The sequence below is a fragment of the Amycolatopsis sp. cmx-11-12 genome (assembly GCF_046269425.1).
GTDB lineage: Bacteria > Actinomycetota > Actinomycetes > Mycobacteriales > Pseudonocardiaceae > Amycolatopsis.
Genome location: NZ_JADNQM010000030.1, coordinates 47,078 through 70,632, shown reverse-complemented (window position 1 = coordinate 70,632; position 23,555 = coordinate 47,078). Strand labels below are relative to the sequence as shown.

At 67.8% G+C, this 23,555-nt stretch carries 21 protein-coding genes and 1 tRNA gene; 14 read left to right on the top strand and 8 right to left on the bottom strand.

Going from position 1 to position 23,555, the window contains the following annotated elements:
• Window positions 1–5: 5 nt before the first annotated feature.
• A complete protein-coding gene (locus tag ACLARN_RS32445) occupies window positions 6–845 on the bottom strand; it encodes a helix-turn-helix transcriptional regulator (RefSeq protein ID WP_409495276.1) in 840 nt (279 codons plus the stop codon).
• A gap of 103 nt (window positions 846–948) precedes the next feature.
• On the opposite strand from ACLARN_RS32445, the gene ACLARN_RS32440 reads away from it, so the two are divergent.
• Window positions 949–2,418, top strand: coding sequence for an MFS transporter (locus ACLARN_RS32440; RefSeq protein ID WP_409495275.1), 1,470 nt, complete (start codon window positions 949–951; stop codon window positions 2,416–2,418).
• Here ACLARN_RS32440 and ACLARN_RS32435 read toward each other — a convergent pair.
• Window positions 2,379–2,975, bottom strand: coding sequence for a nitroreductase family protein (locus ACLARN_RS32435; protein WP_409495274.1), 597 nt, complete (start codon window positions 2,973–2,975; stop codon window positions 2,379–2,381). The genes ACLARN_RS32440 and ACLARN_RS32435 overlap by 40 nt on opposite strands.
• 281 nt (window positions 2,976–3,256) lie before the next feature.
• Here ACLARN_RS32435 and ACLARN_RS32430 point away from each other — a divergent pair, with 281 nt between their 5' ends.
• From ACLARN_RS32430 to ACLARN_RS32415, 4 genes are all read left to right on the top strand, one after another.
• On the top strand, window positions 3,257–4,522 hold the full coding sequence (locus ACLARN_RS32430) for an aspartate kinase (RefSeq protein ID WP_409495273.1): 1,266 nt from the start codon (window positions 3,257–3,259) through the stop codon (window positions 4,520–4,522).
• The gene (locus ACLARN_RS32425) at window positions 4,522–5,559 is read left to right on the top strand and encodes an aspartate-semialdehyde dehydrogenase (RefSeq protein ID WP_409495272.1); all 1,038 of its coding nucleotides are present in this window, start codon (window positions 4,522–4,524) and stop codon (window positions 5,557–5,559) included. The genes ACLARN_RS32430 and ACLARN_RS32425 overlap by 1 nt, the downstream gene beginning before the upstream one ends.
• 389 nt (window positions 5,560–5,948) lie before the next feature.
• Entirely contained in the window at window positions 5,949–7,139 is a 1,191-nt protein-coding gene (locus ACLARN_RS32420; RefSeq protein WP_409495271.1) for an RtcB family protein, read from the top strand.
• 62 nt (window positions 7,140–7,201) lie between these two features.
• Window positions 7,202–7,573, top strand: coding sequence for a hypothetical protein (locus ACLARN_RS32415; RefSeq protein WP_409495270.1), 372 nt, complete (start codon window positions 7,202–7,204; stop codon window positions 7,571–7,573).
• A 93-nt stretch (window positions 7,574–7,666) separates the two neighbouring features.
• Here ACLARN_RS32415 and ACLARN_RS32410 read toward each other — a convergent pair whose 3' ends face one another.
• The gene (locus ACLARN_RS32410) at window positions 7,667–8,812 is read right to left on the bottom strand and encodes an MFS transporter (RefSeq protein ID WP_409495319.1); all 1,146 of its coding nucleotides are present in this window, start codon (window positions 8,810–8,812) and stop codon (window positions 7,667–7,669) included.
• 220 nt (window positions 8,813–9,032) lie between these two features.
• On the opposite strand from ACLARN_RS32410, the gene ACLARN_RS32405 reads away from it, so the two are divergent.
• Together ACLARN_RS32405 and ACLARN_RS32400 are read left to right on the top strand one after the other, a co-directional pair.
• Window positions 9,033–10,475, top strand: a complete 1,443-nt coding sequence (locus ACLARN_RS32405; RefSeq protein ID WP_409495269.1) for a catalase — start codon at window positions 9,033–9,035, stop codon at window positions 10,473–10,475.
• A 432-nt stretch (window positions 10,476–10,907) separates the two neighbouring features.
• A complete protein-coding gene (locus ACLARN_RS32400) occupies window positions 10,908–11,438 on the top strand; it encodes a hypothetical protein (protein WP_409495268.1) in 531 nt (176 codons plus the stop codon).
• A gap of 265 nt (window positions 11,439–11,703) precedes the next feature.
• On the opposite strand, the gene ACLARN_RS32395 is transcribed toward ACLARN_RS32400, so the two are convergent.
• Entirely contained in the window at window positions 11,704–12,750 is a 1,047-nt protein-coding gene (locus ACLARN_RS32395) for an alpha/beta hydrolase (RefSeq protein ID WP_409495267.1), read from the bottom strand.
• Between the two features lie 147 nt (window positions 12,751–12,897).
• Here ACLARN_RS32395 and ACLARN_RS32390 point away from each other — a divergent pair, with 147 nt between their 5' ends.
• The 6 genes from ACLARN_RS32390 to ACLARN_RS32365 all read left to right on the top strand — a co-directional run bounded on the left by ACLARN_RS32390 (window position 12,898) and on the right by ACLARN_RS32365 (window position 16,961).
• Window positions 12,898–13,473, top strand: a complete 576-nt coding sequence (locus ACLARN_RS32390) for an NADPH-dependent FMN reductase (RefSeq protein WP_409495266.1) — start codon at window positions 12,898–12,900, stop codon at window positions 13,471–13,473.
• A gap of 138 nt (window positions 13,474–13,611) precedes the next feature.
• Window positions 13,612–14,034: an organic hydroperoxide resistance protein gene (locus ACLARN_RS32385; RefSeq protein ID WP_076156049.1), complete on the top strand. Its 423-nt coding sequence runs from the start codon at window positions 13,612–13,614 to the stop codon at window positions 14,032–14,034.
• A 57-nt stretch (window positions 14,035–14,091) separates the two neighbouring features.
• A complete protein-coding gene (locus tag ACLARN_RS32380) occupies window positions 14,092–14,568 on the top strand; it encodes a Dps family protein (protein WP_409495265.1) in 477 nt (158 codons plus the stop codon).
• A gap of 135 nt (window positions 14,569–14,703) precedes the next feature.
• Window positions 14,704–16,077: a glutamate decarboxylase gene (locus tag ACLARN_RS32375; protein WP_409495264.1), complete on the top strand. Its 1,374-nt coding sequence runs from the start codon at window positions 14,704–14,706 to the stop codon at window positions 16,075–16,077.
• Window positions 16,078–16,139: 62 nt separating this feature from the next.
• The gene (locus ACLARN_RS32370; protein ID WP_409495263.1) at window positions 16,140–16,766 is read left to right on the top strand and encodes a TIGR03085 family metal-binding protein; all 627 of its coding nucleotides are present in this window, start codon (window positions 16,140–16,142) and stop codon (window positions 16,764–16,766) included.
• Window positions 16,767–16,775: 9 nt separating this feature from the next.
• On the top strand, window positions 16,776–16,961 hold the full coding sequence (locus tag ACLARN_RS32365) for a 2-hydroxymuconate tautomerase (protein ID WP_101611157.1): 186 nt from the start codon (window positions 16,776–16,778) through the stop codon (window positions 16,959–16,961).
• Between the two features lie 70 nt (window positions 16,962–17,031).
• Here ACLARN_RS32365 and ACLARN_RS32360 read toward each other — a convergent pair whose 3' ends face one another.
• The gene (locus ACLARN_RS32360) at window positions 17,032–18,876 is read right to left on the bottom strand and encodes a prolyl oligopeptidase family serine peptidase (RefSeq protein ID WP_409495262.1); all 1,845 of its coding nucleotides are present in this window, start codon (window positions 18,874–18,876) and stop codon (window positions 17,032–17,034) included.
• A gap of 39 nt (window positions 18,877–18,915) precedes the next feature.
• Here ACLARN_RS32360 and ACLARN_RS32355 point away from each other — a divergent pair, with 39 nt between their 5' ends.
• Window positions 18,916–19,608, top strand: coding sequence for a class I SAM-dependent methyltransferase (locus ACLARN_RS32355; protein ID WP_409495261.1), 693 nt, complete (start codon window positions 18,916–18,918; stop codon window positions 19,606–19,608).
• Window positions 19,609–19,741: 133 nt separating this feature from the next.
• On the opposite strand, the gene ACLARN_RS32350 is transcribed toward ACLARN_RS32355, so the two are convergent.
• The 3 genes from ACLARN_RS32350 to ACLARN_RS32340 all read right to left on the bottom strand — a co-directional run bounded on the left by ACLARN_RS32350 (window position 19,742) and on the right by ACLARN_RS32340 (window position 23,233).
• Window positions 19,742–19,815: transfer RNA gene (locus ACLARN_RS32350), tRNA-Pro, on the bottom strand.
• A gap of 28 nt (window positions 19,816–19,843) precedes the next feature.
• On the bottom strand, window positions 19,844–20,770 hold the full coding sequence (locus tag ACLARN_RS32345) for a metallophosphoesterase (RefSeq protein WP_409495318.1): 927 nt from the start codon (window positions 20,768–20,770) through the stop codon (window positions 19,844–19,846).
• Window positions 20,771–21,055: 285 nt separating this feature from the next.
• Window positions 21,056–23,233: a transglycosylase domain-containing protein gene (locus ACLARN_RS32340; RefSeq protein ID WP_409495260.1), complete on the bottom strand. Its 2,178-nt coding sequence runs from the start codon at window positions 23,231–23,233 to the stop codon at window positions 21,056–21,058.
• Window positions 23,234–23,555 lie beyond the last annotated feature (322 nt).

The window sequence follows — 23,555 nt, the reverse complement described above, 5'->3', positions numbered from 1 at the left end:
TCGCGTTAGCGATCGAAGTGGGTCAGGAGCCGCAAAGCGTCGGCTGAAGCGGCGTCCTGCGGGGTGTAGATCTCCAGCCGGTGATCGGGGCTGTCGGGCTGGACCCACACCTGGTAGTCGACGTCCACCGCGCCGACCGTGGGGTGCTGGAGACGCAGGGCGCCGACGGTGCAGTCGGCGACGTCGCCGGTCGCCCAGAGCGCCGCGAAGTCGTCGCTGCGCATGGTCAGTTCGCCGATGAGCCCGGCGAGGCGCGCGTCGGTGGGATAGCGGCCCGCGGTCAACCGCAGGTAGGCGACGTGGACGCGGGCGAGTTCGGCGCGGTTCCGGTACAGGTCGCGGGTGAGCGGGTCGAGAAAGAACATCCTTGGGAGGGACGGGCGCCGCTCCGGGTCCCGCGGCGCGTCGAACGCGACGTGCTCGGCCATGAGCGCGTTCCCGGCGTGGTTCCACGCGAGGACGTCGCCGCGACGGCCGAAGACGAGGGCGGGTACGGCCTCGCCGAGGTTCTCCAGCAGCGCGAGGACCCGGGGGTGCGGGTCTTCCGGGCCGGGATCGGACAGCCGGGGAAGCGCGGACCGCTGGGCGAGATTGTGCAGGTGGCCGGTTTCGACGTCGTCGAGCCGGAGCGCGCGGGCGAGCGCGTCGAGCACCTGCCGTGAAGCGGTTTCGGCCAGTCCCTGTTCGAGCCGCGTGTAGTACCCGGCGCTCACCCCGGCGAGCTGGGCGAGTTCCTCGCGGCGCAGGCCGGGCACGCGGCGGGAAGTGCCGTAGGTGCGCAGGCCGATCTCGGCCGGGGTCACCCGGTCACGACGGCTTTTGAGGTACAGGCCGAGGCTTTCCATGACTCCGAGCCTAGGTTCCCGCGCGACGCCGTGGGTGTACCTGCGGGGTGTACCCACGGCACGGGGATGGCTGCTCTCCCGAAGCCGGTACAGCGTCGACGTCATGACACGACAGAGCACGCGAGCCTGGTTCGGCCTTCTCGTGATCCTTTGCCCGGTACTGCTGGTCTCGATGGACGGGTCGATCCTGTTCCTCGCGATGCCGCGCATCAGCCAGGCGTTGTCCCCGAGCGCCGACCAGGCCCTGTGGATCCTCGACGTCTACGGCTTCGCGGTCGGATCGCTGCTGATCGCGTTCGGCAACATCGGAGACCGGTACGGACGGCTGAAGCTGCTGATGATCGGCGCCGCGGTGTTCGGCCTGGGTTCGGCGGGCGCGGCGTTCGCCTCGACACCGGAACTGCTCATCGCGTTCCGGGCACTCATGGGGCTGGCGGGCGCGACGCTGCTGCCGTCCGCGCTGGCGGTGTTGAGCGAACTCTTCACCGATCCGCGACGACGCGCGCAGGCCATCGGCGTCTTCGCGGCCGCGTTCGCCGCCGGTTTCGCGATCGGCCCGGTCGTCGGCGGTGTCCTGCTGGAGCGGTTCCGGTGGGGTTCGGTCTTCCTGGTCAACCTGCCGGTGATCGCGGTGTTCCTGCTGCTCGCGCCCGTTCTGCTGCGTGAGGTGCGGGCCACGAGGCCGGGTCGCGTCGACGCGGTGAGCGTGGTGCTGTCCGCGGTCGGGCTGCTCCTGGCGATCTATGGCATCAAGCACATGGCCGCGGACGGCTTGTCCGCCGTCTCGCTCTCCGCGGGGATCGCCGGGGTCGCTCTACTGGTGTGGTTCGCCCGCCGCCAGCGGACGCTCGACCATCCGCTGATCGATTTCGCCCTGTTCCGCGACCGGGTCTTCACGATCGCGATCGTCACCGGGTTGCTGCCCCTCGCCGCCTGGTCGGCGGCCGCGTACCTGGCGGGCATCCACCTTCAGTCCGTGCTGGGGCTGCCCGTTCTGCACGCGGCGCTGCTGGCCCTGCCCGGGGCGGCCGTCCTGACGACCATGTGCGTCGTCACACCGGCGCTGGTCGAGCGCGTCGGCAAGCGGACGGCGCTGATCGGCTGCCATTTCGCCATCGCCATCGGGCTGCTGCTGTTGCTCATGACCGGCGTTTCGGGCGGCGTCGGCTGGTACGTCGCCTCGACGGTGGTCGCGGGCGTCGGCTACGGCATCTCGTTCAGCGTGGTGGCCGACACCGCCGTCGCCGCGGTGCCCGCCGGGCGGGCGGGAGCGGCGGGCGCGATCGCCGAGACCAGCAACGAGATCGGGAACGCGCTGGGGATCGCGCTCATGGGCTCGCTCGCCGCCCTGGTGTTCCGCCTGACCGGACCGGATCTCGCACCGACGCTCGACGAAACCCTCCAGCTGCCCGGAATCGCGCCCGCTGCCGCCTCTGACGCGAAGTCGGCCTTCGTCGCGGGTCTGCACACGGCCGTCGTGGTGCTGAGCCTGCTGCACATCGCTCTAGGGGGTCTGGCCCTGCGCTGGCTCCCTCACTCGGAGAAGGCGCTCGTGCCCCAGGCGTCCGAGTAGGCGAACTCCGCCAGCGAGAGGCGCTCCCGTGGTGCCTTCTCGCGCTCGATCCGCCAGTCCTCTTCGAGTACGGACGGGTCGGCGGGCGAGCCGACGGCGATGGCGACCTTCGGGACGACGTCGTCGGGAAGACCGAAGAAGTCCTTCGCCGCTTCGGCGGAGAAGCCCGCCATCTGGTGCGCGATCAGCCCGAGTTCGACGGCCTGGAGCACGAGGTTCTCGCTCGCCAGCCCCAGCCCGTACTCGGCGTACGGGACCTCGCCCTTCTCGTTCGTGGTCACCATCACGCCGATCAGCAGCAGACCGGCGCGATGGGCCCAATCGCGGTTGCCCGAGTTGAGTGTCGACAGGATCCGGTCGAACGACGGCGTGCCCCGCAGGCCGACCAGGTAGCGGGTGGGCTGGGTGTTGCCGAAGGACGGTGCCCAGCGGGCCGCCTCGAGCAGCGCGCGGAGCTGGTCTTCGGTGACGACGGCGGCCTCGTCGTAGGCGCGAGGACTCCAGCGATGGGCCAGGATCGACGCGATCGGGGTACTTGTGTGAGCTGGTTTGTGCACGACTCGGGAAGATACAGCGGAGCGAAGCTCCTCGTTTGAGGGTGGCGGCGGGGGCATGGATGGATAACAAGGGGTGCTCTCCGTCACTAAAGTGAAAGCCCTCCTAGTATTTCGTTGGTGTTAAGGAAGATTTACTTCCAGGAGTCCTCGAAGTAGTGGTCAGGACCACTTACGAGGGTGGCGGGCGTGCGCGACCCCGGTAGGCTTTCGCCCAAATAAGGGACGCGGGGGCTCCTCGGTGCCCACCAGGAGCACGCCCGGCCCGTCGAGGAGGTTCGGGCGTGGCCCTCGTGGTCCAGAAGTACGGCGGTTCGTCGTTGGAAAGTGCCGACCGGATCAAACGCGTCGCGGAACGCATCGTCGCCACCAAGAAGGCGGGCAACGACGTGGTCGTCGTCTGCTCCGCCATGGGGGACACGACGGACGAGCTGCTCGACCTGGCTCAGCAGGTCAACCCGGCGCCGCCGGAACGTGAGATGGACATGCTGCTCACCGCGGGTGAGCGGATCTCGAACTCGCTCGTCGCGATGGCGATTTCGGCGCAGGGCGCGGAGGCGTGGTCGTTCACCGGTTCGCAGGCCGGTGTGGTGACGACGTCGGTGCACGGCAACGCGCGGATCATCGACGTCAGCCCCAGCCGCGTGACGGAAGCCCTCGACCAGGGCTACATCGCGCTGGTGGCGGGGTTCCAGGGCGTGTCGCAGGACACCAAGGACATCACCACCCTCGGCCGCGGTGGTTCGGACACCACCGCCGTCGCGCTTGCGGCGGCGCTGAACGCCGACGTCTGCGAGATCTATTCCGATGTGGACGGTGTGTACACCGCGGATCCGCGGGTCGTGCCCGACGCCCGCAAGCTCGACACCATCGCCTACGAGGAGATGCTCGAACTCGCCGCGAGCGGTTCGAAGATCCTGCACCTGCGCTCGGTGGAGTACGCGCGCCGCTACGGCGTCCCGATCCGAGTCCGTTCTTCCTACAGTGACAAGCCGGGCACCACGGTGACCGGTTCTATCGAGGAGATCCCCGTGGAACAAGCGTTGATCACCGGTGTGGCGCACGACCGCTCCGAAGCCAAGATCACGGTGACCGGAGTGCCCGACACGGCCGGTGCCGCCGCCAGGATCTTCCGCGTGATCGCCGACAACGAGATCGACATCGACATGGTGCTGCAGAACGTGTCCAGTACGTCGTCCGGCCGCACCGACATCACCTTCACGCTGTCGAAGGCCAATGGCGCCAAGGCCGTGCAGTCGCTGGAGAAGATCAAGGACGAGATCGGCTTCGAGTCGGTCCTCTACGACGACCACGTCGGCAAGGTGTCGCTCGTCGGCGCGGGGATGCGTTCGCACCCCGGTGTCACGGCGACGTTCTGCGAGGCGCTCGCGCAGTCGGGCGTCAACATCGAAATCATCAACACCTCGGAGATCCGGATCTCGGTGCTGATCCGGGACGCGCAGCTCGACGACGCGGTACGCGCGATCCATGAGGCATTCGAACTCGGCGGCGACGAAGAAGCCGTCGTCTACGCGGGGAGTGGTCGCTGATGGCCGGGTTGCGGGTAGGAGTCGTCGGGGCGACCGGTCAGGTCGGCGGCGTGATGCGCCGTCTGCTGGCCGAACGGGATTTCCCAGTCGCCGAAATGCGGTACTTCGCTTCGGCGCGGTCCGCCGGTTCGAAGCTTTCCTGGCAGGACGAGGAAATCGTCATCGAGGACGCGACGACCGCCGATCCGTCCGGTTTGGACATCGCGCTGTTCTCCGCCGGTGGCTCGACCTCCAAGGCGCAGGCCGAGAGGTTCGCCGCGGCAGGCGCCACGGTGATCGACAACTCGTCCGCCTGGCGGATGGACCCGGATGTCCCGCTGGTCGTCAGCGAGGTCAACCCGGAGGCGATCAAGGAAGCGCGCAAGGGGATCATCGCGAACCCCAACTGCACCACCATGGCCGCGATGCCGGTGCTCAAGCCACTGCACGCCGAAGCGGGCCTGGTGCGGCTCGTCGCCAGCACCTACCAGGCGGTGTCCGGCAGCGGACTCGCCGGCGTCGAGGAGCTGGAAGGCCAGCTCGCCGCGGCGGCCTCGAACGCGGGCGCGCTGACCCACGACGGTGCGGCGGTGACCTTCCCCGAGCCGAAGAAGTACGCGCGCCCCATCGCGCACAACGTCCTCCCGCTGGCCGGGTCCATTGTGGACGATGGCGAGTTCGAGACGGACGAAGAGAAGAAGTTCCGCAACGAGAGCCGCAAGATCCTGAGCATCCCGGAGCTGCTGGTGTCCTGCACCTGCGTGCGGGTGCCGGTGTTCTCGGGTCACTCGATCTCGATCAACGCCGAGTTCTCGCAGGCGCTTTCGGTCGCCCGCGCGACCGAGCTGCTGACCGGCGCTCCCGGCGTCGAACTGTCGGAGATCCCGACCCCGTTGCAGGCCGCCGGTCAGGACCCGTCGTACGTCGGACGACTGCGGACGGACCCGGGCGTCGACGGCGGTCGCGGTCTGGTGTTGTTCCTGTCGAACGACAACCTGCGGAAGGGTGCGGCGCTGAACGCGGTCCAGATCGCCGAACTGGTCGCCGCGAACGCCTGACGCTCCGCTCGTGATGCGGGCCGACCGCAACCAGAGGACTACTTGCGGCGAGGTTCCACCCCGCGACGATGGCAAGGTCCCCGTGAAGGCCTCCTTCCCTACCCTCAAGGTAGTGAAGGAGGCCTTCACTACATCGCGACCCGGCGACCAGCCCGACCGCAACTAGAGGACGAATTGCGCCAAGGCAGGGCTTCGTGGCACCGAAGCAGGCCGCGTAGCGAGGAACTCGCCCCGCGCGTCCCCGCTGTAGGCCCGCATCCCACCGACGAACGCCAGTGCAAGCAGCGGTCCGTGGACAGTCCACTGTGGAGTGCGGTAATTGCCTTGTCCGGTTCGCCAGGCCCGGGCATCCTCAAGGGCGACAAAACGTTTTCCACGAAGGGAAAGTCATGTACACGGCGGTCGAAGGCTCGCGGGTTCCGATCCGGATGTGGGCCGACCCCACGTCGGTCGAGGACCAAGCCATGCGACAGCTGCACAACGTCGCCAACCTGCCGTGGGTGCACGGCGTCGCGGTCATGCCCGACGTCCACTACGGCAAGGGCGCGACCGTCGGCAGCGTGATCGCGATGCGCGACGCCGTGTCCCCGGCCGCAGTCGGCGTCGACATCGGCTGCGGGATGAGCGCGGTGCGAACCTCGCTCACCGCCGCGGATCTGCCCGACGACCTGCTGAAGCTGCGCCGCCGGATCGAATCCACCGTCCCGGTCGGCTTCGGCCTGCACAAGACCCCGGTGAACCCGGCGAAGGTGCACGGTGTCGGTGGCTGGGACGCGTTCTGGAAGTCCTTCGGTGACCTGCACGCCGGCGTCCAGGACCTGCACGACCGCGCGGCCCGCCAGATCGGGAGCCTCGGCGGCGGCAACCACTTCATCGAAGTCTGCCTCGAACAGGGCGGCGACGACGAAGGCCGCGTGTGGCTGATGCTGCATTCGGGTTCGCGCAACATCGGCAAGGAACTCGCGGAACGCCATATGGCCGTCGCGCGCAAGCTGCCGCACAACGCGGATCTGCCGGATCCGGACCTCGCGGTGTTCGTCGCTGGCACGCCGGAGATGCAGGCGTACCGGCGCGACCTGTTCTGGGCGCAGGACTACGCGGCACGCAACCGCGCCACCATGGTCGCGCTCGTCAAGCAGGCGCTGAAGGACGTCGTCCCGCAGACGACGTTCGACGACGCGATCAGCTGCCACCATAATTATGTCGCCGAAGAGACCTACGACGGCGTCGAACTGCTGGTGACGCGCAAGGGCGCGATCCGCGCGGGTTCGGGCGACCTCGGGATCATCCCGGGCAGCATGGGTACCGGTTCGTACATCGTGCGTGGCCTCGGGAACGCGTCGTCCTTTCAGTCCGCGTCGCACGGGGCGGGCCGCCGGATGTCGCGGAACAAGGCCAAGAAGCTGTACACCGCCGAAGACCTCGCCGCGCAGACCGCCGGGGTGGAATGCCGCAAGGACTCCGGTGTGGTGGACGAGATCCCGGCCGCCTACAAGGACATCGAAACGGTCATCAAGGCGCAGACCGACCTCGTCGAGGTGGTCGCGCACCTGAAGCAGGTTGTCTGTGTGAAGGGCTGAGGCGGGGTGGTGTGCCGGGGGAACCCGACATACCACCCACGTTTCTCGCTACTGTGGTTGTCATGAAGAGGTTGGGAATCGCGGCGCTCATGGCGGCCGCCGGACTCGCGCTGGCGGGCTGTAGTGAGGTCACGAACGCGGTCGATCAGACGAACAAGGCCGCGACGAAGGTCGGCGCGTGCGCCGAGGCGCTCAGCCTCGTCGACCTGAATCCGGACCCGGCCACGATCAAGGAGCGGGCCGCGGACAAGGAGAAGCGGTTGCGCGAGCTGGCGACCAGCGTCGGCGAGCAGGACGTGGCGGGCGCGCTCACCGGCATGGCCGACTCCTACTTGCAGGTCCAGAAGGAGAACATCACCGACGCGGGCAAGATCGCGGACTGGACGAAGCGCAACCTCGAACGGGTCGAAGCCCTCCGCAAGGTCTGCGCCTAAAACCCCCGCGATTCGGCACCTACTTGCGATGGAGATTCGGCACCTGCTTGCGATGGATGCCCCGCAACTATCGCAAGTAGGTGCCGAATCGCGTCAGGAAGAGGCGAGCGCGGGCACCGAGGCGGCGGGGGTGCGGGAGCGTCGCCAGAAGAGGCCGAGTGACGCGATCGCCAGTGCGCCCACCGCCGACGCAGCGAACCCCCAGCCAGGGCTGGAGCGGTCGATCACGAACCCGATGATCGGGCTCCCGATCGCCAGCCCGATCCGGCTGGCCGCGTCCAGCAGGCCCATCGCCTCGCCGCGCACCCGGGGCGGCGCCGCCGCGCTGACCGTCTCCGTGCTCGCCGCCAGCGTCGGCGCGCACAGCACGTTGCTCGGGAAGAGCACGATCGCCAGCAGCCACCACGGCTCGGCGATCAGCCCGACCGGAAGTGTGAGCACCGCGAGCAGCACCATCAGCGTGCCCTGCGGAAGCGACCGCCGGACCGCGCCGTGTATCGCCCCGCCGAGGACGGAAGCGACGCACATCACCGTGATCAGCAACCCGGACCAGGCGATGTCGCCACTCGCGCGCACTGTCGCCAACGCGGCCAGTTCCATACCGACCAGGCAGAATAGCGCGCCGGCGGCGATGAACATCGCCATCACGAGCCGTCCGGTGAGCCAGCTCCGCACGGGCGGCCGCTCGCCGGTGAACACCTCGGCGTCGGCCTCGGCGCGGATCGGCGGGTTCATCCGGTAGATCAGCGTCGCCGAAAGCGCGAAGCAGATTCCGATGCCGGTGAGCGCGTAGACCGCGGGCAGCTGCGTGATCGCCATGATCCCGGCCGACGGCCCGATCATGAACGACGCCTCCACCAGGATCGTGTCCAGCGAGTAGGCCGCCCGCCGCTGCTCCAGCGGCACGAGCGCGGTGAGCACCAGCCGCGCGAGCGTCCCGGCGGGCACCGACAGCACGCCCGCGGGGAGCGCGACCGCCAGCAGCACCTGATACGGCAGATGCGGCGCGCTGATCCAGAAAGTCGTCGAGGCCAGCCCGCAGATCGCGACCACCGGCCGCAGCCCGTAGCGGTCGACGTACCGGCCGACGAGCGGCGCCCCGATCGCGCTGCCGAGCGTGGTGGCCGCGCCGATCAGCCCGGCCGCGCCGTAGCCGCGGCCGAGGTCGTTGACCACGTACAGCGTCATCGTCACGCCCATGGCCGTCATCGGGAGCCGCGCCAGGAACATCAGCAGCATCGAGCTGGGGACTCCGGGCACGGCTAACACGCGACGGTACGGAGCGAGGGCCATACGGTCGATGAGAACTTAACTTGGTACGCGCGTGCAAGTTTTTTTCCGCATGGTGGGCGTCACCCGCCCGGGGTGTTTTCTTGACTGATTCCAGAATAAGCGAGAGGGTGGGACACACCGCCCCGACCGGCCGACCGCACACCACCACGAACCAGGAGGCACCTGCGTGACCTTGCCGACCACGAACAATGTGGGCATCCCCGTCGCGAGCGACAACGACTCGCTGACGCTGGGCGCCAACGGCCCGATCCTGCTCCAGGACCACTACCTGATCGAGAAGAACGCTCAGTTCAACCGCGAACGCGTGCCCGAGCGCGTCGTGCACGCCAAGGGTGGAGGCGCGCACGGCTTCCTCGAGGTCACCGAGGACGTCAGCCAGTTCACGAAGGCCGCGCTGTTCCAGCCGGGTGTGCGCACCGAGAGCCTGGTCCGCTTCTCGTCGGTCGCCGGGGAGAACGGCTCACCCGACACCTGGCGCGACCCGCGCGGTTTCGCGGTGAAGTTCTACACCTCCGAGGGCAACTACGACCTCGTCGGCAACAACACCCCGGTGTTCTTCATCCGCGACCCGATCAAGTTCCCCGACTTCATCCATTCGCAGAAGCGCCGCGCCGACAACCACCTGCGCGACCACGACATCCAGTGGGATTTCTGGACCCTGCGTCCCGAGTCGGCGCACCAGGTCACCTGGCTGATGGGCGACCGCGGCATCCCGTCGAACTGGCGTGAGATGGACGGCTTCGGCTCGCACACCTACCTGTGGGAGAACGCCGGCGGCGAGAAGTTCTGGGTCAAGTACCACTTCAAGACCGACCAGGGCATCGGCTACCTGCCGCAGGCCGACGCGGACCGTATCGCGGGCGAGGACTCCGACTACTACATCCGCGACCTGTTCAAGAACATCGAGAAGGGCAACCACCCCAGCTGGACGCTGCACGTCCAGGTGATGCCGTACGCCGACGCCGCGGACTACCGCTTCAACCCGTTCGACCTGACCAAGGTGTGGCCGAAGGGCGACTACCCGCTGATCAAGGTCGGCCGCTGGGTGCTCGACCGCAATCCGGCGAACTACTTCGCGGAGATCGAGCAGGCCGCGTTCGAGCCGTCCAACCTGGTGCCGGGCATCGGCCCGTCGCCGGACAAGATGCTGCAGGGCCGCCTGTTCGCGTACCCGGACGCGCACCGCTACCGGATCGGCGCGAACTACACGCAGCTGCCGGTCAACGCGCCGAAGTCCCCGGTGAACAGCTACTCGCGTGACGGCGCGATGCGCTACAACAACCCGGGCGACCCGGTGTACGCGCCGAACTCCTACGGCGGCCCGCACGCCAACGCGGAGATCGCCTCCGAGACCGCGTCGAGCTACGGCGTCGAGGACGAGGTCATCCGGTCGGCGTACAAGCTCCACGCCGAGGACGACGACTTCGGCCAGCCGGGCACCCTCGTGCGCGAGGTGATGGACGACGAGCAGCGTGAGCGGCTCGCGAACAACATCATCGGCCACGCTTCGAACGACGTCTCGCAGCCGGTGCTGGAGCGCGTCTTCGAGTACTGGCGGAACGTCGACAAGGACCTCGGCGACAAGGTCGCGGACGCCTTCCGCAAGTAGACGACCTCTTCGAGAGGCTGCTCCCACCACTGAACGCCCCCGGTGCTCGCACCGGGGGCGTTCCCATGTCCCCACTCGCATGTGAAACCAGAAGGTGGCGTGGCGTGCGTGGGGGACAACCCGAGTGGAGTAGTGCGACACGCCTGTCCGACGGAGTGATGAAGCCAAACAATCACCGTTTACACCGCTGTGGGTGAACGAGCCGCACGACCGTGTCGATCGGTCACGGATGGTCATGAAAGAGTTCGAAAAAGATGATCTTCAGGGGGAAGCACAAGATTTCGACGTTAATCAATTGTGGGGGTCTTCACTGGGAATGAATCCGGCACGTAAGGGTTAGAAAACGGCGCAAACCGGTGATCGGGTGGTGTTCCTTCGATACGGCGGGTATCGATTTACCTCGTTAGGTCCCAGAGGCCAGGAGGTAAGGGAATGAAAGGCAACATTGCCCGGACGATTGCCGCGGTCGCCGCAGGCAGTCTGTTGGCGGTGGCCTCAGCCGGCGCCGCAACGGCTAGCACCGATGGTGGAAAGGGTTCGTCGAACACGCAGGCGCTCGCCGCACAGGTGCTGCAGATGCGAGACGGCCTCACCAAGGTGGCCTACGCCGGTGACGTCTCCAAGACGCGGGCGGACTTGGACAAACTGAGCCCCGTCCTCGGCGACATCGCCGCAGGCAAGCGCTACCAGATCCAGACCGAAACGCAGAAGCTCGGCGACCTGGCCCAGGGTCGTTCCGTCGAGTCCAGCAGGCTGCTGGCCGACCCGACGGCCAAGGCACGTCAACTGCCGCCGCTGCCGGTGCCGATCCCGTCGCTTCCGGACCTGCCCGGACCGTTGAAGATCGTCAGTGACCTGGTGAAAGCCCTGCTCGTAGCCGTGACCGGGATCCTCGCCGGCCTACTCGGCGGAGTCCCTGTCCCGCCGCTGCCGGTTCCGCCGATGCCGCTCCCCACGCCGTAATATCGCCGCGCGCTGACGGAAACCTTTCGCAGGGCGCGGGATCGCGACCAGCTCGCGTAGGCAGGTAGGGGCGCCCTACAAAAGGTTTCCGTGGCCTTCGGCCGAAAGAGGCGCGCGGGGTGAAGTCTCTCTTCGCGCTGACGCGCTCCCGAGAGACAGTCGTAGTCCGTCAAGAATCGTCAGGTTCCGCCGTGCAGGGCGGCGGGCCGCGATATGGGGGCCGGAGCCCGAGTGGGGACATTTCTCCTCACTCGGGCTTTGGCCGTTATTTCGGTGCGAGGCCCAACCGCAGGGCTCCCGCCGCTTCGGCCGTCGCTTCGCGGAACCGCTGACCGACGCCGAGGAAGTTGATGTACCCGTGGATCAGGTCCGGCTGGCGGCTGAGCGCCACCGGAACCCCGGCTTTCCGCAATTTCTCCGCGTAAGCCTCACCCTCGTCGCGCAGCGGATCGAAACCGGCCGTCGCGATATACGCCGGTGGCAATCCGGAAACGTCGCCGTGCAGCGGGGAAAGTTTCGGGTTGTACAGATCGGTGCCCTTCGGCACGTAATGTCCTTCGAACCAGGTCATATCGGAATCGGTGAGGAACAGATCCTCCGCGAACAATTCCCGGGACCGGCGGCGCACGGTGAAATCGGTCGCCGGGTAGAACAGCAGCTGGAACGCCGGGACACCGCCGCCGCGTTTCACCGCCTGCTGCGCGGTCACCGCCGCGAGGTTCCCGCCCGCGCTGTCGCCGCCGACGGCGATGCGGGCCGGGTCGGCGCCCAGGTCCCGCGCCTTCGCGAAGGCGTACTCGAAGGCCGCGATCGCATCTTCGGTGGCGCCGGGGAACTGCGTCTCCGGCGCGAGCCGGTACTCCACCGAAAGAACCCGCACGCCTGCCTGTTTCGCCAGGTAGCGGACCGTGTTGTCGTGGGAGTCGCGGCTGCCGACCACCCAGCCGCCGCCGTGGAAGAACACCAGCAGTCCGGACGGATCCGGCAGCCCGGCCGGGGTGTAAAGCGTGGCAGGCACGTCGCCGTCACCCGTCGGTATGAGCAGCTCCCTGGTGGCGACCGGCTCGATGACCGGACCGCTGACCAGATGCCTGCTCGCCAGGAGCAGGCTGCGTGACTCTTCGACGGTTCCTCGCACCAGTGATGCCTTCGCCAGCTTCTGCAGGCGAAGCAGAAGCTGGGCGTCGAGGGCGAGTTCCTGGCCGTCCAGGCGGAGCGGCGGTCCGGCGATAGCTCTCCTGACCGGCCTCGGAAGCCAGAACGCCAGCTGCGAAAACGCGGCCTCGGCACGGATCTGGAGCGGTATCGCCATGCTTCCTCCTGAGGGCTTCCCGTCAGGTTACTTGCGAGTAGGTATGCCGTCCAGCGGGAACCGGGCCTTTGCGGCGAACGGGTGTGACGCAAGCCTCCGTTCCAGATCCTGGTCCTCCACTTAAGTAGAGGGGTTAGCCTCGAAAGCGTGACTTCGACGAACGCGGTTCATGTCCTCGGTATCGGCGGCTCCCTGCGGGAGGGTTCCCAATCCGAGCGCGCGCTGCGCATCGCACTGGGCGGCGCGGCCGAGGCCGGGGTCACCACCGAGCTGATCGCCGGGCCAGACCTGGTGCTGCCGTTCTATGACATCTCGTTGGAAGAGCGGCACGAACGGGCCGTCCGGTTGGTCGAGGCGATCCGTCGCGCGGACGGGATCATCGTGGTTTCGCCCGGCTACCACGGCGCGTTGTCCGGCCTGGTCAAGAACGCCCTGGACTACGTCGAGGACCTGCGCGACGACGCCAGGCCGTACCTCGACGGCCGCGCGGTCGGCCTCGCCGCCGTCGCGTTCGGCTGGCAGGCCGCGGTCACCACGCTGGAGCAGCTGCGCACGATCACGCACGCGCTGCGCGGCTGGGCCACCCCATTGGGTGGTTCGATCAACACCGCGGAGACGAAGTTCGACGAAGCCGGCGGCGCCTCGGACGAGAAGAGTGTCCGCACACTTCGCCTGATCGGGACCCAGGTCGCCGAGTTCGCGCTGAGTCGCGCCGGTCACTAGTCGTTTGCTCCGGTCGTCGTCCGGGTAATTCCCGGAAGTGATGCCTGCCATGGGGTGGCAAGGTTTCGCGGTTGCGGGACGTTGGCACTGAAGAGACGCTCAACGGGGCGTGTCTTGAGACCAGGAGGTAGGCGAAGAATGGCTGAGGCTCTGTACACCGCTGTGGCCACCGCTCGCGGCGACGGCCGCAACGGTGAGGTCACGTCCTCCGACGGCGTCATCGACGAGTCGCTGGCGATCCCGAAGGAGATGGGCGGACCGGGCGGCGACAAGACCAACCCCGAGCAACTCTTCGCCGCGGGCTATTCGGCCTGCTTCCACTCCGCGCTCCAGCTCGTCGCGCGCCAGGCCAAGGTGAAGCTGGACGGTTCGACCGTCACCGCCGAGGTCAGCGTGCTCAAGCAGGGCGAGGGCTTCGGCCTCGGCGTCGCGCTCAACGTTTCGCTGCCCGGTCTGGAGCAGGCGCAGGCCGACCAACTCGTCGAGCAGGCGCACCAGGTGTGCCCCTACTCGAACGCGACCAGGGGCAACATCGAGGTCGCGCTGTCCGCGTCGGTCTGATCCCGTACGCGGCAGGTCCATTCCCGAACCGGCTGATTTCTGAAAGGAAGACCGAAAATGGGCAAGTCCCCGATCAAGAGTCCGCTGAGCGAAGCCGACAAGGAGATCACCGGTAACGCCTTGCAGGCCACGCTGGTCGACCTCGTGGACCTGTCGCTGATCGCGAAGCAGGCCCACTGGAACGTCGTCGGCGCGAACTTCCGCAGCGCGCACCTGCAGCTCGACGAGCTGGTCGCCACCGCGCGCCAGTACGTCGACGAGGTCGCCGAGCGCGCCAACGCCATCGGCATCTCCCCGAACGGCCAGGCCAAGGCCGTCGTCGAGAGCTCCGGTCTGCCGTCCTACCCCGACAACTGGCAGTCCGTCGAGTCCACCGTCGCCGCGATCGTCGGCATCCTCACGGCGCTGATCGAGCGGCTGCGCAAGCGCATCGACGAAACCGACAAGAGCGACCTGGTCACCCAGGATCTGCTCATCGCGATCACCCAGGAACTCGAGAAGGCGCACTGGATGTGGCAGGCGCAGCAGGCCTGACCCTCCCGTCCCGGACCACTTCGCGTGCAATGAAGGACGCTTTCATAGCAAATTTTGCTATGAAAGCGTCCTTCATTGCACCGGTCACGGGTGAGTCCACGTGCCGGTTCCACGCCACCGGGCTACGTTCGGTCCATGGTGCTGCACAAGGGGAAGCCGACCGATCCGGACCGCAAGGGCGGGGCCAACCCGCTGTACGCCGGCATGTACCCCGCGCTCGCCGCGAGCATCCGCCTGCCGCACGACACCCTCGCCGAAGAGCCGCTCCCGCCCGACACCGCGCTCCAGCTGGTGCGCGACGAGCTGATGCTCGACGGTAACGCCCGGCTCAACCTCGCCACGTTCGTCACCACGTGGATGGAGCCGCAGGCCCGCGAGCTGATGGCCGAATGCGTCGACAAGAACATGATCGACAAGGACGAGTACCCGCAGACCGCGGAACTCGAGCGGCGCTGCGTGAACATCCTCGCCGACCTGTGGCACGCGCCCGATCCCGCCGCGATCATGGGCTGCTCCACGACCGGTTCTTCGGAAGCCTGCATGCTCGCCGGGATGGCGTTGAAGCGCCGCTGGTCGAAGCTGGGCCGCACCGGGAAGCCGAACCTCGTGATGGGCGCGAACGTCCAGGTCTGCTGGGAGAAGTTCTGCGAGTACTGGGAGGTCGAGCCGCGGCTGGTGCCGATGGACGGCGACCGTTTCCACCTCACCGCGGACGAGGCGATCGCCCGATGTGACGAGAACACCATCGGCGTCGTCGCGATCCTCGGGTCCACTTTCGACGGCAGTTACGAGCCGGTCGCCGAGATCACCGCCGCGCTGGACGGGCTCCAGGAACGGTCCGGCTGGGACATCCCGGTGCACGTCGACGGTGCTTCGGGCGCGATGATCGCGCCCTTCCTCGATTCGGAGCTGGTCTGGGACTTCCGCCTGCCGAGGGTGGCGTCGATCAACACCTCCGGGCACAAGTACGGGCTGGTCTACCCCGGCGTCGGCTGGGTGGTGTGGCGCGACAAGGCGGCGCTGCCGGAGGAACTCGTCTTCAACGTCAACTACCTCGGTGGCGACATGCCGACCTTCGCGTTGAACTTCTCGCGTCCCGGCGCCGAGGTGGCCGCGCAGTACTACACGTTCGTCCGGCTCGGACGCGAAGGTTTCCGTGCTGTGCAACAGGCTTCGCGTGACGTGGCGACCCAGCTCGCCGACGGGATCGCGGAGCTGGGCCCGTTCGAACTGCTGACGCGCGGCGATCAGCTGCCCGTGTTCGCCTTCACGACGAAGGCGGACGTCGAGGGCTTCGACGTCTTCGACGTGTCACGGCGGCTTCGCGAGCGTGGCTGGCTGGTCCCGGCGTACACGTTCCCGGCGCACCGGACCGATCTCGCGGTGCTGAGGATCGTGGTACGCAACGGTTTCACGCACGACCTCGCGGATCTGCTGCTCGCCGACCTCCGGCGGCTGCTGCCCGAGCTCGATCACCGCCCGCGACCGCGGACCGCGTTCCATCACTGAGCCGGGTGCCCTGCGTCACGCCGGATTTCCCGGGGCCCTACCGGCGCGTAACGTCGGGGGGTATGGGAGTCGCCGGAGACGAACGTCGTGCGTTGAGCGAGCTTTTCGAAGAGGTCGGCCCGGACGCGCCGACCCTGTGCACGGGCTGGAAGACGCGGGATCTCGCGGCGCACCTGCTGGTCCGTGAGCGGCGGCCGGACGCGATGCCCGGGATCCTGGTGCCCGCGCTGGCGTCGTACACGCAGCGGGTGCAGGACTCCTATGCCGCGCGGCCGTGGGCCGACGTCGTCGGCAAGGTCCGGTCCGGTCCCGCCTGGTACTGGCCGACGTCGATCGGCGCGGTCGACGAGCTGACGAACAGCGCGGAGTTCCTGGTGCACCACGAGGACGTCCGACGTGGGCAGCCCGGCTGGGAGCCGCGTCCGGCGGAGTCCTCGCGGGACGCGGCGGCGTGGAAGTCGGCGAAGCAGGCGTCGAAACTGAACTTGCGGAAATCACCGGTCGGCGTGGTCCTGAAGACCCCCGAAGGCCGAGAGGCGCGCGTGAAGGAAGGCCCGGACACGGTGACCGTGATCGGCGCGCCGATCGAGCTGCTGCTGTTCGTCTTCGGCCGCGACGCCGCCCGGCTCACCTTCGAGGGTGACGCCTACGCGGTGGACAGGCTCCGGAAGCACGACCGGGGGCTTTAGAGTTCGGCCATGCCGATGATCAGTGTTTCGATGTTCCCCGGTCGCACGGCCGAGCAGAAGCAGGCCCTCGTGCGCGAGGTGACCGACGCCTTCGTCCGCACCTGCGGTGGCAAGGCCGAAGGTGTCTGGGTGACGATCAACGAGATTCCAGCCGAACACTGGGCGTCCGGCGGGACTCTCTTCTCCGAGCGCTGACCACGCTCGCCGATGTTATGAACGGACCTTTCATAACAAATTTTGTTATGAAAGGTCCGTTCATAACACGTCAGCGAAGCCCGACGGCCCGCAACGCGAAGAACACCTCGATCGCCGTCTGCTTGATCGTCTCGGCGATCACCAGCGACCCGTGGCCCGCGTCGAAACGGTAGAACTCGAACGGGAGCTCCCGTTTCGCGAGCCTGTCGAGGTAGTTCTCGACCTGCCGGATCGGGCAGCGCGGGTCGTTGTCCCCGGCGAGCACCAGCACCGGCGCCGTCACGGCCTCGACGTAGGTGATTGGCGAGCATTCCCGGTACACCGCGGGCACCGTCTCCGGCGAACCGCCGAACAGGGCCCTGTCGAACGAGCGAAGCTGCTCCATCTCGTCTTCGTATGCCGCGACGTAGTCCGCGACAGGCACTCCGGCGACACCGGCCGCCCAGCGAGCGGGCTGGGTGCCCAGCGCCAGCAGACTCAGGTAGCCGCCCCAGGAAGCACCGTTCACCACGCACTTTTCCGGATCCGCGAGTCCACTTTGGACGGCCCAGTCGTGCACGGCGGCGACGTCTTCGAGTTCGGTCAGGCCGGGGCGGCCCTCGATGGCGTCACGCCAGGCCGAGCCGTAGCCGGTCGAGCCGCGGTAATTGACCTCGACGACGGCGAAACCGGCGTCGAGCCAGACGGCGCGGTAAGCGGAGAACCGGTCCTCGTCGGCGGAATGCGGCCCGCCGTGCAAGGAGAAGACCGTCGGAAGCGGGCCTTCCGGCGCGTCGGCCGGACGGGACACCAGCGCGTGGATCTGCCCGCCGATCCCTTCGACGAAGGCGTCGGTGACCGGCGCGGATTCCGGCGCCCGCTCGCCCGGCGGTTCGAGGAGCACCGAGTCGGCGCCGCCCGCGGTCCGCGCACGCACCGCCGTCGGCCGCGCGGCACTGGACCACGAGTACTCGACGGTGCCGTCGGGCCGCACCCCGGCGCCGCCGATCCGGCCCGGCGGAGTGTCCAAAGAGGACAATCCGCCGCTCGAGAGGTCGTACCGGTGCAGGGAACTGCGGCCCTGGTGGAAGTGGACGACCAGCAGCGCGTGCGCGTCCGGGTACCAGCCTGCGACTACTTCACCGGGCAGGTCGAGTTCGATCTCCTGCTCGGTGTCGGCGGCCACATCCCAGATCAGGAGTTCCTCGCGCCCGCGCCGCTCGTGCAGCACCAGCAACCGCTGGTCGCCCGCGACCGGGGAAAACTCCAGCGCGCCGAGGCCCTTGCCTTCGCCGTCCCATTTGTCGGCAACCGCTGCGAAGCCGTCGGTGGACAGGACGCGCAACGCGGGGTGTCGCGAATCACCGTGCTCGGAATGGGAGATCGCGAGCAGGGATTCGTCGCGGGACAGCGACGCGATCCCGGCGTCGTCGTCATGCCGGTAGAAGCTCGTGGTTTCCCCGTCGATATGCGCGAAGAGTTCGCTGCCGTCGTCGGTCGAGACACCGACGGCGATCACGCGGGTGCCGATCTCGAGCCCGGCGGGGTAGCCGTCGTGGACGTCCGGCACCGCGCGTTCGGCGGCGGTCCCCGGGATGAACGGTTCGCGGACCCAGGAACCGAATTCGTCGCCGTCGGTGTCGTTGAACCACCAGATCCAGCGGCCGTCGGGGGACGGTGTCGCGTGCATGGTGCCGGCCGGCCGGTCGGTGACGCGGCGGTGCTCGCCGGTCGCACGGTCCCAGGAGTACACCTCCCAGACGCCGCTGGCGTTGGAGACGTAGACGTTCGCGTTCGGGGCGTCGATGGCCCACTCGGGGACCGAGATGCGCGGCGCGTGGAAGCGGGCCCGCCACCTGGCCTCGGCTTCGGCGTCGTCGAACAGGCGGTCCGGGACCGCCGCGGACGGATATTTGTTGCCTGGCTGCGTGCTCACCCCTCGATCCTGCCACTCCGGAGCCGTACTGTGTGCGGGGTGCTGGAGGGAAACGCGCCGCGCGCCGCGGTGTCCGCGCGGTCAGCGCGCCAGGCGGTCGAACGGGCCGTGTTCGCGCAACCGCTGTTCGGGCCGGGGATGGGAGTCGTCGACGTCGGCTGCGGACCGGGTTCGATCACCCTCGGTATCGGTCACGGGCACAGAAAGTCCACAGTGGACTTTCTGGTGGCGAACGCGTGCGCGCTGCCGTTCGCCGAAGCTTCGGCGGACGTGGTCTTCGCGCACGCTGTCTTCGAGCATCTGAAGGAACCGGTCGCCGCTCTGGCGGAGATCCGGCGGATTCTCAAACCGGGCGGCTCGCTCGCACTGTCCACTTCGGACTGGAGCCGGGCACGGCTCCGGCCGAAGACGGCGAACGTCGACGCCGCCCTTCGCGGGCACTATCTGTTGTGTCGCCGCGCGGGTGGCGATCCGTTCGCCGGCCGCGGGATCCCCGCCGCGGTCGCCGCCGCCGGTTTCACCGACGTGCGAACGAAAACCCGCTACCGCACGGACGCGACGTACCGGGCGCTGGCGACCTACGTGGAGGCGAGGCTGGTGACGGCGCTGGAAACCGCGAAGACCCCGGACCGCGACCAACTCGCTTCGGCCGCCCGCTCGGCCTGGTCGTGGGCGCGATCCGGCGATGGTGACTTCGCGCAGTGCTGGACGGAGCTCCTCGCCACCCGGTGAGGCTTGGGGCGGATGCTCCCAATGTCACATTGGAGGCGTTGAGCGCACCCAATGCCGCATGGGGGGCATCGGAGCCCTCGCAACGCGAAAGAGCCCTGCTCACAAACGCGAGCAGGGCTCTTTCGATCTAGCGTCGGGGTGGCGGGATTCGAACCCACGACCTCCTCGACCCGAACGAGGCACGCTACCAAGCTGCGCCACACCCCGGATACTTCTTAGCGGGTCGAGGAGAAGTTTAGCGGACGGTGTTTCGGGCTTTGCGGGGGGATGCTTTCCGGTGATCGGCGCTGGTCGTGCCCCGTGGGACCAGCGTCAGCAGGCTCGCCTCTGGCGGGCACGCGAAGCGGGCCGGAGCGTACGGCGAGGTGCCCAAACCGGCCGAGACGTGCAGCCACATCTGGGCGCCCCAGCGGGACGCGCCGCGGGCGCGGGTGCGGTCGAGTTCGCAGTTGGTGACGAGCGCGCCGTAGCCGGGGACGCGGAGCTGTCCGCCGTGCGTGTGGCCCGCGAGGACGAGGTCGTAGCCGTCGCCGGCGAACTCGTCGAGGACGCGGGGTTCCGGGGAGTGGGTGACGCCGATGCGGACCGCCGCGCCGGTGTCGGCCGGGCCCGCGATGTCGGCGTAGCGGTCGCGGCGGAGATGGGCGTCGTCGACGCCGGCGGTGAAGACGTACTGGTCCGCGACCTCGATGGTGCGCCGGACGTGGGTGAGGTCGTCCCAGCCGTGTTCGACGAAGGCCGCGCGGAGGTCGCGCCACGGCAGGTGCTCGCCGTGGATCCGCTTCTTCTTGCCCTTCGGCATGAGGTAGCGCGCGGGGTTCTTCGGTTTCGGCGCGTAGTAGTCGTTGCTGCCGAAGATGAACACCCCTGGCCGGTTGAGCAGGGGGCCGAGTGCGCGCAGCACGGACGGGACGGCCTGCTGATGTGACAGGTTGTCACCGGTGTTGACGACGAGGTCCGGTTGGAGCTCGTCGAGCGCGGCTACCCAGCGTTGCTTGCTCACGTGACCGGGGAGCATGTGCAGGTCCGAGATGTGGAGGATCGTGAAGGGCTTCGCCCCTGCCGCGAGGACCGGGAGCTCCGCGGTGCGAAGCGTCCACCGGCGCCTTTCGATGCCGACCGCGTAACCGAGGGTCGCGGCTCCCAGGGCGACGGTTCCCACGGCCAAGCGCCGTACCGTCTTCCCTGAACTGCTGCTGTTACTGAGCGTGCTCACAATGTCCAGTTTACGTGCTCGTCCGGGGTGATCGTTCGCCCCCATTCCGGCGACGATGAAAAATCGCTGGAATGGCCTCTTTTCTTCACTTTCCGTGGTCGGCGAGGAGTGTGGTGATCAATCGACATGATTCCGTCGACCACTGTTCCCTCTTAGGCCGCCAGCCGCTCACTCAAAGTTAGAGCCAGGTGACTCATCGTGATTTGCGCTGGTAAACGCGGCCGCGGCCGATCAGCGTCCGCCGCCCATGTACTTCGGGTCCGGCTGCGGCAACGGCAGCGCTTCCTGGCCTTCGAGGATCTTCGACATCGCCCCGAACCAGGTCTGCGCCGGCGTCTTCCCGCCCCACATGTTTTCGCAGCCGCGAGTGGACACGTTACCCGGGCCGAGGTAGCAGAGACCGCCGCTTCCACCCTTCGGACGGAACACCATCGCCGCGCCCGCGAGCTGCGGAGTGGCCCCGAGGTACGACCCCGCGCCGTTGCTCTGCGTGGTGCCGGTCTTGCCGATCACCGGCCGGTTCCACCTGGCGCCGTTCGCGGCGCCGAACGACGTCCCGCCGGGTTGACTGTCCCTGCTCATACCGACCGCGAGAGTGTTGGCGAGGCCTTCGGGCACCACCTGCTCGCAAGCGGCTTCCTTGACCGGAACCGGTTTCCCGTCCCGGTCGGTGACACTCGCCAGCGGGGTCGGCGGGCACCAGACGCCGCCGCTCATGATCGTGGCGCCGACGTTCGCCAGTTCCAGTCCGGACAGCGGGCTCACGCCGAGGGTGAACGCACCGGATCCGTTCCAGCCAGGCTTCGGCCCGTACGCCTGGAGCTGATTGACATTGACGCCGTCGTCCTTGGAGTTCGGGTCGACGGCGCCACCGCCCCGGTTGCTGGCCATGGTGTCGCGCATGCCGAGCTTGCGGGCCATCTCCACGACCGGCCCGGTGCTCCCGAGCCTGTCCTCGAGGTGCACGAACGCGGTGTTCGGTGAGGTCGCCAGCGCCTGCTGCATGGACATGGCCCCACCGGCGGGGTTGTAGTCGCCCGCGTTGCCGACGCAGTACCAGTTACCACCTGGCCCGGCAGGGGGCCGGGGAGCCACGGGACATTTTTTCGGACCGCCGGCGAACACGTTGGAGGTGTAGAGGTCCGGCACCGGGAGCGAGCTGTTGATTCCGGCCACACCCGCTTCCAGCGCCGCGGCGGCGGTGAAGACCTTGTAGGCCGAGCCCGCGCCCGCGGTGTTGTAGACGCCGGAAGGCAGCGCGAACGTCGTCTGGCCCTGGTCTTCGTGCAGCCCGTAGTCACGGTTCGCCGCCAGCGCCACCACTTCGTGCCGGTCCTTGCCCGGTTTCACCAGTGAGAGCGTGTTCGCGACGTTGTCCTGCGTCTTCTTGACCTGGGCCTCGGCCGACATCTTGGCTTCGTGGTTCGCCCGTTCGTCCAAAGTGGTCTTGATCCGGTAACCGCCGGTGTAGAGGTCGTCCTTCGTCATGCCGTTCTTGAGGAGGTAGTCCTCGACGTACTGGCAGAAGAAACCGTTTTCGGTCCCGGCGCCGGTGCAGTTCGACGCCGGTTTCTGCGGGCCGCCTTCGACGACGCCGAGCGGTTCGCCCTTGAAGCGTTCCGCGTCTGCCTTCGCGAGCTTCTGGTTGTCGACCATGCGGTCCAGCACCAGGTTGCGGCGTTCGGTCGCCTTCGCCGGGCTCTTCCACGGGTCGTTTTGGATCGGGTTGTTCACCAGACCGGCCAGCAGTGCCGCCTGCGGCACCGTGAGCTTCTCGACAGGCGTGTTGAAGTACGCGTTCGCGGCCGCGCCGACGCCGAAGATCTCGCGCGAGAACTCGACGACGTTCAGGTAGCCGGTCAGGATCTGCATCTTGTTCAGCTTGGTTTCCAGCTGGATGGCGATCCGGGCTTCCTTCAGCTTCCGGGCGACCGACTGCTCTTGTGCGCGCTTCTGGCCCGGTTTGTCGTCCCGGTAGACGACGTTGATCAGGTAGTTCTTGACGTACTGCTGGGTCAGCGTCGACGCGCCTTGGGTGTCCCCGCCGGTGGTGTTGCTGACCGCGGCGCGCAGCGTGCCCTTCCAGTCCACCCCGTTGTGCTCGTAGAAGCGCTTGTCCTCGACCGAGATCAGCGCCCACTTCATGGCGTCGTTGATCTGCGTCTCGGTGGTGGGGATGCGGAACTGCTTGTACAGCGTCGCGATCTGCTTGCCGGTGTTGTCGGTGATCGTCGTCACCAGTGGCGGCGGAATGTCCGCAAGGTCCGAAGATGTCTTGTCGACGGTCTCGCTCGCCTGGTTGGAGATCACACCCGCGGCACCCGCCACCGGGAACAACATTCCCGCGACCAGCACCCCCGCGAGCACACACAGGCCAATGAGCTTCAGCAGACCGTCCGTTTTGCGCACGCGGACCAGGGTACGCGGATCCCGTTAGCCCACCGTGACGTCACCTGGCTGACAGTGCGGATCCGGTCACAAAATCGACCCCATTCGGTGACGGCTGGTAACGGGAGGCATTCTAGGTCTTGGCGGGGGGAACCGAGGGCCCCTACAGTCCGTCAACGTCTCACGTATGAAAAAGCCGACAGACGGGTGAGTGCGAGCGGCAGTCGCATTCGACCGAACGGAGGCACCGGCACCGGGGAGGTGTCGGCCGAACCGACGTGAGCACAAGGGAGACACGCTCATGGGGGCAGGAGCGCAGGCTTTTCGTCCCCCCGTGGTGTGT

Coding starts and splice junctions, on each gene's coding strand:
- ACLARN_RS32370 (WP_409495263.1), top strand. CDS start 16,140: ATGGGAGTCGCCGGAGACGAACGTCGTGCGTTGAGCGAGCTTTTCGAA.
- ACLARN_RS32440 (WP_409495275.1), top strand. CDS start 949: ATGACACGACAGAGCACGCGAGCCTGGTTCGGCCTTCTCGTGATCCTT.
- ACLARN_RS32445 (WP_409495276.1), bottom strand. CDS start 845: ATGGAAAGCCTCGGCCTGTACCTCAAAAGCCGTCGTGACCGGGTGACC.
- ACLARN_RS32375 (WP_409495264.1), top strand. CDS start 14,704: ATGGTGCTGCACAAGGGGAAGCCGACCGATCCGGACCGCAAGGGCGGG.
- ACLARN_RS32400 (WP_409495268.1), top strand. CDS start 10,908: ATGAAAGGCAACATTGCCCGGACGATTGCCGCGGTCGCCGCAGGCAGT.
- ACLARN_RS32395 (WP_409495267.1), bottom strand. CDS start 12,750: ATGGCGATACCGCTCCAGATCCGTGCCGAGGCCGCGTTTTCGCAGCTG.
- ACLARN_RS32380 (WP_409495265.1), top strand. CDS start 14,092: ATGGGCAAGTCCCCGATCAAGAGTCCGCTGAGCGAAGCCGACAAGGAG.
- ACLARN_RS32425 (WP_409495272.1), top strand. CDS start 4,522: ATGGCCGGGTTGCGGGTAGGAGTCGTCGGGGCGACCGGTCAGGTCGGC.
- ACLARN_RS32385 (WP_076156049.1), top strand. CDS start 13,612: ATGGCTGAGGCTCTGTACACCGCTGTGGCCACCGCTCGCGGCGACGGC.
- ACLARN_RS32410 (WP_409495319.1), bottom strand. CDS start 8,812: ATGCTGCTGATGTTCCTGGCGCGGCTCCCGATGACGGCCATGGGCGTG.
- ACLARN_RS32415 (WP_409495270.1), top strand. CDS start 7,202: ATGAAGAGGTTGGGAATCGCGGCGCTCATGGCGGCCGCCGGACTCGCG.
- ACLARN_RS32420 (WP_409495271.1), top strand. CDS start 5,949: ATGTACACGGCGGTCGAAGGCTCGCGGGTTCCGATCCGGATGTGGGCC.
- ACLARN_RS32365 (WP_101611157.1), top strand. CDS start 16,776: ATGCCGATGATCAGTGTTTCGATGTTCCCCGGTCGCACGGCCGAGCAG.